The organism is Paenibacillus polysaccharolyticus (assembly GCF_900102085.1).
Classification (GTDB): domain Bacteria; phylum Bacillota; class Bacilli; order Paenibacillales; family Paenibacillaceae; genus Paenibacillus; species Paenibacillus polysaccharolyticus.
On the sequence record NZ_FMVM01000016.1, the window covers coordinates 113,845 to 126,084 of the forward strand.

General features: G+C 47.4%; 10 protein-coding genes and 2 tRNA genes. All 12 read right to left on the reverse strand.

Going from position 1 to position 12,240, the window contains the following annotated elements; translation table 11 throughout:
- Positions 1-156: 156 nt before the first annotated feature.
- A complete protein-coding gene (locus BLQ13_RS21455) occupies positions 157-1,758 on the reverse strand; it encodes an SAM-dependent methyltransferase (RefSeq protein WP_090923722.1) in 1,602 nt (533 codons plus the stop codon).
- Between the two features lie 275 nt (positions 1,759-2,033).
- The gene (locus tag BLQ13_RS21460; protein ID WP_090923723.1) at positions 2,034-2,459 is read right to left on the reverse strand and encodes a hypothetical protein; all 426 of its coding nucleotides are present in this window, start codon (positions 2,457-2,459) and stop codon (positions 2,034-2,036) included.
- Positions 2,460-2,680: 221 nt separating this feature from the next.
- Positions 2,681-2,754, reverse strand: a tRNA-Ile gene (locus BLQ13_RS21465).
- A gap of 58 nt (positions 2,755-2,812) precedes the next feature.
- Positions 2,813-2,886 (reverse strand) — tRNA-Met (locus tag BLQ13_RS21470).
- A gap of 69 nt (positions 2,887-2,955) precedes the next feature.
- Positions 2,956-3,120 carry a hypothetical protein gene (locus tag BLQ13_RS28590; protein ID WP_167375813.1) on the reverse strand — a complete coding sequence of 55 codons (165 nt, stop codon included), beginning with the start codon at positions 3,118-3,120 and terminating at the stop codon, positions 2,956-2,958.
- A 147-nt stretch (positions 3,121-3,267) separates the two neighbouring features.
- Positions 3,268-4,719: an ABC transporter substrate-binding protein gene (locus BLQ13_RS21475; protein ID WP_090923724.1), complete on the reverse strand. Its 1,452-nt coding sequence runs from the start codon at positions 4,717-4,719 to the stop codon at positions 3,268-3,270.
- A 21-nt stretch (positions 4,720-4,740) separates the two neighbouring features.
- Positions 4,741-5,604 (reverse strand): ABC transporter ATP-binding protein, encoded by an 864-nt coding sequence (locus BLQ13_RS21480; RefSeq protein WP_090923725.1) that lies wholly within the window; start codon positions 5,602-5,604, stop codon positions 4,741-4,743.
- Between the two features lie 2 nt (positions 5,605-5,606).
- The gene (locus BLQ13_RS21485; protein ID WP_090923726.1) at positions 5,607-8,531 is read right to left on the reverse strand and encodes an ABC transporter permease; all 2,925 of its coding nucleotides are present in this window, start codon (positions 8,529-8,531) and stop codon (positions 5,607-5,609) included.
- Entirely contained in the window at positions 8,531-9,646 is a 1,116-nt protein-coding gene (locus tag BLQ13_RS21490; protein ID WP_090923727.1) for an efflux RND transporter periplasmic adaptor subunit, read from the reverse strand. Before BLQ13_RS21490 ends, BLQ13_RS21485 begins: the two co-directional genes overlap by 1 nt.
- Positions 9,609-10,556: an ABC transporter ATP-binding protein gene (locus BLQ13_RS21495; RefSeq protein ID WP_244159408.1), complete on the reverse strand. Its 948-nt coding sequence runs from the start codon at positions 10,554-10,556 to the stop codon at positions 9,609-9,611. The genes BLQ13_RS21490 and BLQ13_RS21495 overlap by 38 nt, the downstream gene beginning before the upstream one ends.
- Before the next feature lie 273 nt (positions 10,557-10,829).
- Positions 10,830-11,471 (reverse strand): orotate phosphoribosyltransferase, encoded by a 642-nt coding sequence (gene pyrE, locus BLQ13_RS21500; RefSeq protein WP_090923728.1) that lies wholly within the window; start codon positions 11,469-11,471, stop codon positions 10,830-10,832.
- Positions 11,468-12,208 (reverse strand): orotidine-5'-phosphate decarboxylase, encoded by a 741-nt coding sequence (pyrF, locus tag BLQ13_RS21505; RefSeq protein WP_090923729.1) that lies wholly within the window; start codon positions 12,206-12,208, stop codon positions 11,468-11,470. Before pyrF ends, pyrE begins: the two co-directional genes overlap by 4 nt.
- Positions 12,209-12,240 lie beyond the last annotated feature (32 nt).

The window sequence follows — 12,240 nt, forward strand, 5'->3', positions numbered from 1 at the left end:
CGTCATAGGCGATCATTCCTGCTGGGCTATGTGTTGTAGGTTACATAAAAACAAAAGCCGAATCAGCCCCCTTCACTTCAGGTATTACTTAAAATTGGAATTAATTCCTTTTTATCATACGTCAACGATTGAAGGAGGGTTTCATTTTAACGTCATTCAATTCATATGCTGGTTGTGATCCAGAGATCCCTCTAAACCGTCCAGAAGTGCCGCCGCCTCTTCATGGTTCGGATCTATTTGAATTACACGGCGAGCGTAGACAAGTGCCTCCTGTTCCAGTTCCAACTCATAACAACACACAGCCAGATCATACAATACCGTTATGTGTTGTGCATCAGATTCAGCAGTCAGTGCGTCAGGGTCACCAGTCAGCAATTCCTCCAGGAACATTTTAGCCTCTTCATACATAAACATCTCCAATAGTAACTGACCTGATATGAGCGCAACCTGATTCCGGTGTTCCATTGCATAATAGGACGACCACATCCGTTTGATGCCAAATTGAAGGTCGAACATCTCCTCATCGCTCGCATCGTCCAAAAGCTCCTTGAACCGGGGGAATGAAACCATCAGAAACTCGGCATCGTACCCACCCAATCGCCAGAAAGCCAGAAGTTGTCTGAGATTCATCTGTTCCACTTTAAGGTCTGCCCATTCTTTTAGACTAAAGAAATCATCTGGACCAAATCGTTCAACAAAGCGATGATAAGCCAGCCTTGTATTCACATAACGGTTTGGCTCCTCTAGCATTAAAATCATCCCAACGTTCAGATCCTTATAATGATGTGCCGTAAAATACGTAGAAGCACCCTGCTGTTCCATTACGGCCTTTATCGCATGATAATTAGCTGAGAGCGAGAAACTGCCATGAAACGCGAATTCAGGCGGCTCTGCATATTTCCAGTAATCCAGCCGATGATCCCCTTTATCCGCCGTAATTAACACATAACCTGACCGGGAAAGCTTGCTTAATCGTTCGAGACATCCTAGTCCTGTGGAGGGAAGCAGAATATGCGAATCCTCTAGCTCAGCACGGTACAGCGAAATCAGCTCGGCGTATGGGTAGGTCTCTTCCATATACTCGGGTGCGGGACGATAGTTATATTTCAGTGTCATATTTTCCAGGATCTCGGCAGGGTTCTGTTCAACTGCATGCTGTGGAAGTTCTACAAGCAGATCACACTCAAACACTTGCCCCTCCCCAATGTAAATCAAGTCCTGCGGAATGCTATCAAAGAAGTAATTGGCAATGAGTAGCAGCGGTTGTTGTAGATCCCCTTGCCTTATTGTTTTTTCGGAAATAACCAGATTCAACGCTGTATCGCGCACCGCATCAAAACGTGCAAAATCCAGTACTCCCTGCTCTATGTATGTTTGCATCGAAGGATGCTCTTTCCAGGCAATCACATTCTCCATAGCCAGGTCTGTCATCACATAACGGAAAGGCGGTAGCTCCATACCCGCAATTTCCTTCAAAGCACACAGCTTGTTGAGCACCTGGTGAGCCAGTCTTCCTGCTCCTGCACCAAGTTCAACGATGGTAACCATCTCATGCTGTTCACCTTTGAGCATCAGATCCTGTAAAAAGCTGAAAATCATTTCAGCATAGGCTGTTGCAATGAATGGATTGCTCGTAATATACTGTGGCACCTGGTGATTCTCCCAAGCTTCCAATCCCATCTGTTCATAATAAGCTCTCTGCCAATCCCAAACCGGCGCTTCACTAAACCGGACATACCGGCCTTCGTTCTTCATCATCACTTATATCAAACTCGCTTTCTATCTATTTATTAGGACCAAGTCATCTAATTCTATGAAGAAAAACAATTATATCATATCCTTCTTATTTTACTTTCTATACTCTATTTATTCTTTCCCGAATACAGAGCGTCATTCCTTTCTACCCTCTCTACAAAAAAAGCCTGCTCCGCATGGAAACAGGCACAACGCCAAATAAAATTGAAATCCATAAACTTCGTAGCAAATCAAAAAAGATTGGATTCGCATTTATATTTCTTACAAGCGAGTAACCATTAGTCAGAGTACAAGACACCGTCAAAGTTCTCTGGACCTACACGAACAGTACCCAGCAAGTTACTGCTGACAAACGCAGTGTACGTTAATTGCGGTGTAATTGGCGGATTGAAATCGTCAGCAGAGAATGTGATGACTTGTGGTGCCAGAACACTCAAGTTAAATGTGGATGTAGCCGAATAGATGACAGGATCAGTTGAGACAGTTCCCCGAACGATCGTAATGGTTATACCGGCAAGTGCCAAAGGAAGCTGCACAGTTACGGTGCCTTTGAATTGAACCCGTGGATTCGCACCGATACCAGCTGTTGTCACCAATCCAATCTGTCCAAACAACTGTGGTGTGTTAATGACGAGAATCGGGATAGCGATGGAGTTAGCCAAACTCGCATTTTGCGAGGTTCTTGCATCAATTAATTGAGTCATGAAATCTACCTCCTATAGGTGGAATTGAGATAGTATATGCGAGAATGATCATCTGGCATGGACATCCATCCCGTCATTGAAAAAAAGTCGTATAAAACCCAATAAAAAGGTAGAATCGTACCGTTTTTATTCCTTAGCTAAACTATACGTCGTTCCCATCTATGAAAATAGAAGTCTATGAAAACAGAAAAAAACCCTTGCATCGCAAGGGTTCTAAAATATGGGCCCTACAGGACTCGAACCTGTGACCAATCGGTTATGAGCCGACCGCTCTAACCAACTGAGCTAAGGGCCCTGAACAAATAATATATAACAGTGTAGATGGTCGCTGTAAACCATCCAGTAAAGCTATATTGCGGGGGCAGGATTTGAACCTGCGGCCTTCGGGTTATGAGCCCGACGAGCTACCGGGCTGCTCCACCCCGCGTCGTTAAAATTAATAAACAGCGACTTAATTAATATACACTATTACTCCATCATAAGTCAAGGGGTAATCTTAGGGAATAAATCGCACACCATACCGACCTTTACGTGAACGATACACTTCAACTTCTTCAGGCTCATTGTGTCCGTAAATCCAGCCATCCTGCTCCAGTCTTTTTGCCAGGCAACCTGCTTGAAATTTCGTTGCATACAGCTTGCTGAAATATATCCATTTCATCCTGCTCGTCCTTTCCAAAGGGTTCATATACTGCTGTTAATTGTAGAATACCCCAAATTCGTAAAAATAGCCGCCAGAGATGATAAAATCTCCAGCGGCCATTTTTTTGTAAAGACGAAGATTACTTGGATGTTACTGGTGCATAACTTATTGGAATGTTGCTTTAGGATCTTTTTTCAACTTCGCAAGCATCTCATTCCCTTTGGCTGCCCATTCACCCAGTGCTTCTTTTGGTGTCTTTTTATTTTCTAACACTTGATTAAAATACTCCATACCTTTGTCACTTACCTGCCACAGTCCAGGCATTTTCTGATACATTTTATCCAGATTCGTGTTGGTTGGCGGCACCGGCTTCAACGTGTAGAACGCCTGAATATTGTAATCAAGTCCGTCTTTTGGTTTAATGAAGCTTTTCCGGGATACCAATTCATAGCTGCTACGTGCCTTGATCTTAGCCCAATCCTCGCTATTCATATACTTGATCAGTTCCCAGGCATCATCCGGGTTCTGAGCGGAGCTGTTGATTGCCATCAAACTGCTAAGATAGATGTTGCCTCCGACCTCAGGAGCTTCTGGATGAACGGGAGGTGTAACTACATCCCAATCTATTTTCGTAAAATCTTTCATTTTATCTGCATTTTTATTCGCATCAATTAATTGATTGATGTAATTGTAATCCCCGATCGCCATTGCTGTTTTGCCACTAAGGAACAAGTCGCCCTGAACAGGATTGTAACGTCCTTCTGTTTGCTGATCTTGTGGCTCGTCACCTTTCGGGATGACTTTATCAATCGCCAGCTTGCTGACCGTACTCCACACTTTCTCCCATTGCGGAGAATCTACGGTCATCTTTTCTGCCTTGTCGTCAAAGACTTTCAACTGCAGCGAATTATAATACTGTTGCATAGAGTAGTACGGAGAGCCGCCGTTATATGTGCTGAACGACATTCCGAAGACATGATCTTTACCTTCGCCTTTAGTAAGGCGAGTCGCCAGATTAAAGATATCGTCCCACGTCATGTTGTCCGTTGGTGGTTCAACACCCGCTTTTTCAAACATTCCCTTGTTATAAAACAGAGCAGAAGAAGAGAAGGTTGGTGTCAGCGCATAGATGTTCTGGTCACCCAGATCTTTGATCCCTTCAAGCACACTTGGCACAATGTCGCTGGTGTCAAATTTGTCTTCCTGCATTAACGGATCAAGTTGCTTAACCATGTTCTCCTGAATCAACGACTTGATCGTAGCCGTATCTGCTACAACGACATCCACCGGATTATCTCCTGTCATAATTTTCTTCAAACTCTCCATGGTATCTGGCATTTCGTTTGCTTGTTCGGAATTCCCAAAGCCATACATACTGCCCTGATCAACCGCAGGCACGATTTCTACCGTGACATTTTTGTGTGTGAGTTCGAAAGCATCCGTAAATTGCTGACGGAAATAGCTGTCATCCTGTCCTCCCCAGAGTGTCGCTACACGCAGCACACGCTGTTCATTATCTGTATTCTCACTCGCTGTACATCCTGCGATAAGTGGCAATGCCAGTGTTGCTGTTGCCATGATGGCCAGCACACGTTTTCCCCACAACCTGTTTTTCATCTCCCAGTTCCCCCTCTTAAATTATCTTGGCGGTGTAATAACAATACGTTCACCGTCAAACTCCAATGTCGCTCGGCTATCAATGGACAAGGCTTCCAGATACTCTTTTGGCACCTGAAGCCGCCCCGCACGATCAATAATGACAAAAGCTTCATGAACGTCAGGCGCGCCTGCTTCAGACAGCCCCTGATCGTCATCCAGATTCGGATTGCGTTTCACAAATTCAGTACTGGTCAGGCCATCCCGAATCGCAACGATCCGATCAACCTTGCCAGCAAGCGTCAAGTCATGGGTAACAATGACAATGGTGACGCCAAGTTCCTTATTCATTTTGCGAAAAATGTTCATGATTGTATCACACGTCTCGGAATCGACGGAACCTGTAGGCTCATCCGCCAGCAAAATTTTCGGCCGATTGGACAAGGAGATCGCAATCGCTACACGCTGCTGCTCCCCGCCCGACAGTTGATGCAGTTTGTTATGCATACGATCCTTCAGACCAACCCATTCAAGTAACTGCATAGCGTACTTACGATCACGTTTGCCACCCAAAATCATCGGTGTTTCCACATTTTCCAGTGCGGTGAGATAGGGCAGCAGATTACGACCGTTATTTTGCCAGATGAATCCAACCGTGTGACGTTTGTATTCCACGAGTTGAGCATCCGTCATTTTAAGCAGATCCCAGTCCCCAACCACCGCCGTGCCAGCGGTAGGGCGGTCCAGGCCGCCAAGGATGTTAAGCAGCGTTGATTTACCACTACCGCTGTTGCCAATGATCGCCATCATTTCGCCTTGATTGACGGTCAGATTGAGACCTTGAAGGGCAACGACTTCCACATCGCTGGATTTAAAAATTTTGACAAGTCCTTCGCATTGGATCACGTTTACCTCTCCTCTCCCATTTTGACCGCCTGATGAACTCTGAGCCTGCGAATCTGCCAGAGCAACATCGATGCTCCGATAATCAGCATGACTACGGTTACGCCGTACAGTTGCAGCATATCCTGCTGTTCAAAGACGATGCGGAATGGCGGCACCTGCGCAGACACGTTATCGGTCGTTTGCAAGAATGGCAGGAAGAGCCTGCTTGAAACCTGACCAATACTAATCCCCAGCAAGATCGAAAGCCCAGCGGTGAACACCTGCTCCAGCAATAACATACCGCTAAGCTGTGCTCTGGATAGACCCATAGCCCTCAGGACACCAAACTGTACCACGCGTCCCGAGAGGTTGAAGAACCAATACAGCACGTAACCGATTAACGAGATGATTACCGATACAAGGAATCCCAGACTCAGAATGCCGAATACCCCGCCCCTGGATGGATGTTTTCCCTGAGTAACCAGTTCAGTCCGTACATCACGGACAGAGGATAGCTCAATGCCTTCTGCCGCGAGTTTCTCCATTAATGGAGCTACCTTGGCATCCGGTTTCATTTTTAACCATACCTCGTAGGGCATTAGCGGAACCTGATCATAAATATAATCCAGATTAGCCACGAAGAATGGCATCTGATCCGGGTATTGTGAAGGCCAGTATGGAATAATGCCAAAAACTACAAATTCTATCGCTTGACCTTGTATCCCCATGGAGACCATGTCTCCTGTTTTAAGCTTGAACTTGTCAGCAAATTTCGAAGAGATCAGTACAGCCCCTTCATATTTACCAAGCAAATCAAGATATTTGTAAGGATGTGCAGGGAATAGATCGTTACGGAACCAAGCTACTTTGGCAAAGTCTACATTATCGATACCAACGAGCATCCCTTGCCCGCCAGATTTACCCGAGACAATAATGTTGCCCTTGGTTTGCAGTACCCGTGCAGCATGCTCCACACCGTTTAATTGGCGGAACACTTCAAATGGGGGTTCGGAGTATATGATTTTGGTTGGTTGCGATGAACCGCCACCGCCGCCACTTCCACCTCCTGGAGCTCCACCACCGCCATTTCCTCCACCAGCGCCACCACCGGCCCCTCCGTTGCCTCCACCTTGCTGACCGCCGCCTGATCCGCCGCCTTGTCCAGAACCTCCTGGCTTCACCTCGGGGGTTCCTTCCCATACCGTTTGCATAATAACATCCGAGCCATAACGGTAAAGCGTACGTTCTGTTGAATTCAAATCAATGGTTCGCGCTGCGGCCGAGTTATACACTCCAAGGCCGAGCGTCAGCACTAATAGAATCATGAGCGGATAATAGGATGAAGATGAACGGGATAACTGTGTCAACGTCAGATACATTGGAACTGGTAATAACTTGCGTCCGATCAACTGGATCAACTTCAGAATCCATGGGAACAAACGCAGGAAAAACAGTCCTAGCGCAAAGATGGCAAGCGCAGGTACAAAGAACAGAAATGGCTGCACCTGTAACTGATCCGTTGTCATTCCCGTCTGGAACGTCAGCATCTGACGTTCATAAAACAGATAGTATCCGTATCCCGCTAGACCGAGCAGCCCCACATCGAGGAACCATCGTTGCCACAGCGGCGCACGATCGGTACGTGCCTGGCGCCTTTTAGCGGATACAATCGTTGCCCGTGCGTACGTAATTGCCGGAATCAGTGATGCAATAATAGCAACCAGTACCGCTGCCACGCCAAGCAGAATCGCTTCTTTGGAGACGCCAATCGGAATGGATTTCCGATCTACAAAGGATAAGAATCCACTTGCCGAGCCGATACTCTTCGCCATGAACCATCCGAGTAGCGGCCCAACAACCAGTGCAATCGCGCCCAGGAAGATGCCTTCAAGCAGATAGAGCGAGAAGATCTGACGAGCCGAGGCTCCACGGCTACGTAGCACAGCGATGTCACTTTCCTGCTTTTGCAGGGATTGTCTGGCATTCATTGCGATGAAATAAAAGACCATCGCAATCATCGGTGCAGCAAGTGTAAACAGCATCGTCTGTAGCTGCAGACTCTGGCTACGGAATTGTTTGAGCAGATCGCCGAAGGTAATATCAACCTTGGTATCTTTCAGCCGCTGATAGAGATCAATATCCAGCCGTTCCAGCACAGAGCTGAGGCCAGATAACTGGCTGGTTTGAACCTCTTTAAGATCAAATGCATAGTACCAGCGTGAATTCTGTAGTGGAATACCCTTTTCTTTGAGTAATACGTCATTAAAAACCGATTCATTCACATAAAGTCCATTCATCATACCGTCGAAGCCTTGAACCCAATACGGACTATTCGGATTGTCGGCCTTGAAGGAACCCGTAATTTTCACACGCAACGTAATATTCAGACCGCTGTATATCGGGTATTCCAGAATATCCCCCACATGAAGATCATTCCGGTACATCCCTTCTTCCAGCATCACAGCTTCGATGATGTCGTCCTTGACCTGATTCCCAGGTTTGACACCCGCCGAGTAATTCACCTGATCATCCAGTCCGCTCATCGTACCCAGTGTCATACTCCGCACACGGCTTGCATCCACTTTGGTCGGATCTTCAGGACTGACCTCTGTACTGCGAATGGATCTCGAATTCACATACGTATGAAATGGAAATCCAATGTCGCGAGGAACATCCTCGCGAATGTAGCGATTCACCTCATCCAGTCCTCTGGTATCGGTCTTGGCACCGCCGGGTGCTTGGTAACTCATCAACAGCGATCCTGCTGGTAAACCTTCACTGTTATCCTGCAGCGTCTGCGCGACAACCCGTTTCAACGCACCATCGGCATACATTGGAATACTGACGGTGAACGCTACCGCCACAATCAAGCCGATTAATGTGCTGAAAGTCATCCAGCGTGTGTTCCACATTTTGCGGAACAGCAGCCGAAGCAATGGCAGCCCCATTAGCGTCCCACAACTTTCTGACCAACCGTCAGACCTTTCAGAATCTCGACATCGGTTGATGTCTGCTGTCCAACCTCAACGTCCACTTCACGCTTGCTTCCATCATTCTCGATCACCTGTACATAGGTTCTGGAACCGATGGAGCGCAAAGCAGATACAGGAATGACAATCGCGTTCTCGGTGCGCTGAGTTACGATCGAAACCGTTAAAGGCGTACCGCGTTCTACATTTTTAGGCATCTTCGCCAGAGTAACAAGGACATATTGATCCAGCGTTTCCTTCGCCGGAGGTGAGCCTCCTTGGCCCTGACCTGATCCATTGCCATTATTGTTACTTGAAGCTTCAGCCGTAGGCATTGCTTTGATCTTGCCGGCCACTTTGCCAGCACCGTTGATGTCGACTTCAGCCTTCATGCCAGACGTAAATTTCTCCAGATCCTCCTTGGCAAATGTAGCCGCCACAACCAGGTTGGACGTATCCGCAATGGTCGCAATAGGATCATACGCTTTGACCGATGCGCCCTTCTCCACTTGAACCGCAATCACGGTACCTCCGAATGGAGCCGTCAACGTGGATTGTCCCAGCTTTTCTTCCAGATCAGCAAGCTCCTGACGAAGTTCTTCAAAAGCAATGGTCGCTTCTTCAAACTCCACCGGGTCCATCTCGTCCTTCTTGCGCAGCGTTTCCTTCATCTGTACTTCCGATTTGCGGATCTGAAGCCGCTTGCCGCGAATCTCCTTCTCTACACTTGTTACGTCAAGAACAGCGAGAACCTGTCCTTTCTTCACTTTATCCCCCGTTTTTACATTCAATTCCTTAATGTGCATGCCATCCAGCGTAAAATATACTTTTTCTTCACGCTGACTCATCATCTTGCCACTACCGCTCACCTTTTTCTCCAGCGTCTCCGTACGGACTTCATATTCCGGTTTTTTGGAGATCGTTGGCGGTGTTATTGGTGGGAGCACCTCTTCCTCCGACTCAGATGGTAGCAATGAACAGCCTGACATCGTTGCAGCGAGTATTGCACCAAGTACAATAAGCGCTGTGCGTTTCCCCCTCTTCGGAACGGCACCTTTACGTGAGAAATCTGCCGTCCGCCATTTCATAAACATGGTCCGCAACCTCCAAAATTGTAGGATCGTGTGTAGTCATACATATCGTTACTTGTTCTACTTCAATGATATTGCGGAACACAGCCATAACCTGTGCACCCATTTTGGAATCCAGCTCTGCGGTTGGTTCATCCGCAAGCAGCAACCGTGGCCTGTGTGCAATCGCTTTAGCGATGGCCACCCGCTGCTGTTCCCCCCCGGACATCTCAAAAGGCCGGTGCTTGACACGTTTGCTCAGTCCAACTAGATCCAGACAGTGACCTACTCTGTCCTTCCATTCCGACCGCGGCACATCCGCCATACGGAGCGACAGCTCTACATTTTCCCAAGCAGATAATAAAGGCATGAGTGCATACGCTTGAAAAATAAATCCAATCTCTCTGCGCCGCAAAGCGGTTCGCCGTTGATCTCCCCAATCCTGAAGAGGCTGTCCGGAGAATAGAATCTCTCCACTGGAAGGCTGGTCAAGTCCGCCGAGCATGTTCAGCAATGTTGTTTTACCTGAGCCAGACCGTCCTTTCAGCATAACAAGCTGCTGCGGCTTTACTTCCATATCAATGCCTTTGAGCACATGAATGATACGACTGCCTGTCTGAAAACTACGATGAACGTTGCGTACCTCCAACACGGGTCCATCATACGGAGGCAACAGTTCCTTTCTCGGCTTCGCTTTGGTCTTCTGCGGTTTTTCCTCTATGGCTATAGCCGTTGCTGACTCCTCCATAGCAGATACCTCATCTGACGTGAGCGCTTCCGCGCTTAGAGGCTCGGGCTCCGTTATGTACGAAGGTTCTTCCGATGCAGCCCTTTTCTCCAGCTTAGGTTGTTCCTGTTCGCGTTTATCACCCGATTGACTCTTGGCAGTTCTTTTCCTTGAAAATAACTTTTTCATGCCAGCAATCACGCTCATCCTCTCTTGTTATGCCGCGCATTTCCTTCATGCGCCCTAAATCTAGAAATCTGTTCCATGCTACACTGAATTATAAACGACTGCTCTCCACTAAAAGTTACAAGCTTTTTACAACGTCAGTGTGAAAAAGTTAATATTTTGATGAACATAACAAAAAAGCACCCCAAGTTACGGGATGCCTCTTGATTATTCGATAGTTTTGCCGTCATTACGGGAATCATTACAATTTTGATACCGTTTGCTGAGCAACAGTTTATTGTTGATGGGATGATATTATTTACCAAATGAAGAAGGATCTTCACGCCACGATTGAAGCAGTGCAAAATCGCTCTCTTGAATGGTTCCTTGAGCCAACGCAACATCCATCAGCGCTGTATAATTGGACAGCGTTTGTAGAGGTATGCCGGCTTCCTCGAACGCTTTCACACCTTTATCCAGCTGATAGCTGAAAATCGCAAGAACTGCGAGTGGTGTTGCTCCTGCTACGCGTACAGCTTCTGCCGCTTTAATCGAACTTCCTCCGGTTGAAATCAAATCCTCGATCACGACTACTTTCTGTCCTTCGCTGATTAAACCTTCAATCAGATTTTCCTTGCCGTGACCTTTCGCTTTATCTCGAATATAGGCCATCGGCAGATTCAGCTTCTGAGCTACCCATGCAGCGTGTGGAATGCCCGCGGTCGCTGTACCTGCGATCACTTCAGCATCTGGATATTGATCACGAATGATTGCGGCAAAAGCTTCGGCAATATCGTTACGAATCTCAGGATAAGACATCGTCAGACGATTATCACAATAAATTGGTGATTTGATGCCGGATGTCCATGTGAATGGTTGCTGTGGACGCAGTGCCACCGCCTTTATTTTTAGCAACTGAGAAGCGATATGGTTTGGAATTTGGCTAAGTTCGATCATACGTTCAACATCTCCTTCAAAATGGTCTCTGCCGCTTCACGCGGGTTTGGTGCACCGGTAATGGGTCTGCCCACAACGATGTAATGACTGCCTCTGCTAATAGCTTCACCTGGTGTCAGGACACGTGTCTGGTCGCCAAGACCACTGCCTGCAGGACGAATACCGGGGGTTACCGTGCGGAAATCACTGCCACATGCTACCCGGATTGCTGGCACTTCGAGCGGAGAAGCCACCACACCATCCAGTCCGGCCTCCTGAGCCAGCCCGGCATAACGAACTACCGCTTGCTCTACACTCCCAGGGATACCGATCTCGTTATTCATCGTTTTCAGACTGGTGCTGGTCAATTGTGTCACAGCAATAATCTCAGGTCTTCTCAGCGAAGGATCTGCAGCAAGGGCAGCTTCCGCGCCTTCACGTGCTGCACGCATCATGCTGGCCCCACCCGCCGCATGTACATTAAACATGTCCACTCCAAGACGTGTGATGCTTTCGGCTCCGCCACGCACGGTGTTTGGAATATCATGCATTTTCACGTCAAGAAACACGGAGTACCCTCTCGCTTTCAATTCCCGAATAAAGTCCGGACCCGCTGCATAGAAAAGCTGCATGCCAACCTTGAGATAACAAGGAATACCCTCAAGAGCCTGTACCAGTTTCTGTGCCTCATCTGCCCCCGGATAATCGAGTGCAACCATCAGACGTCCAGCCATTTCATTGAAATTCGGGTGATTCATATCCCAGCGCCCCTTCCGCGTGCTCATTTTTT

Excerpts from the sequence above, each read along its gene's own strand:
- pyrF (WP_090923729.1), bottom strand. The coding sequence starts at position 12,208 with ATGAATCACCCGAATTTCAATGAAATGGCTGGACGTCTGATGGTTGCA.
- BLQ13_RS21460 (WP_090923723.1), bottom strand. The coding sequence starts at position 2,459 with ATGACTCAATTAATTGATGCAAGAACCTCGCAAAATGCGAGTTTGGCT.
- pyrE (WP_090923728.1), bottom strand. The coding sequence starts at position 11,471 with ATGATCGAACTTAGCCAAATTCCAAACCATATCGCTTCTCAGTTGCTA.
- BLQ13_RS21495 (WP_244159408.1), bottom strand. The coding sequence starts at position 10,556 with ATGAGCGTGATTGCTGGCATGAAAAAGTTATTTTCAAGGAAAAGAACT.
- BLQ13_RS21455 (WP_090923722.1), bottom strand. The coding sequence starts at position 1,758 with ATGATGAAGAACGAAGGCCGGTATGTCCGGTTTAGTGAAGCGCCGGTT.
- BLQ13_RS21485 (WP_090923726.1), bottom strand. The coding sequence starts at position 8,531 with ATGGGGCTGCCATTGCTTCGGCTGCTGTTCCGCAAAATGTGGAACACA.
- BLQ13_RS21475 (WP_090923724.1), bottom strand. The coding sequence starts at position 4,719 with ATGAAAAACAGGTTGTGGGGAAAACGTGTGCTGGCCATCATGGCAACA.
- BLQ13_RS21490 (WP_090923727.1), bottom strand. The coding sequence starts at position 9,646 with ATGTTTATGAAATGGCGGACGGCAGATTTCTCACGTAAAGGTGCCGTT.
- BLQ13_RS28590 (WP_167375813.1), bottom strand. The coding sequence starts at position 3,120 with ATGAAATGGATATATTTCAGCAAGCTGTATGCAACGAAATTTCAAGCA.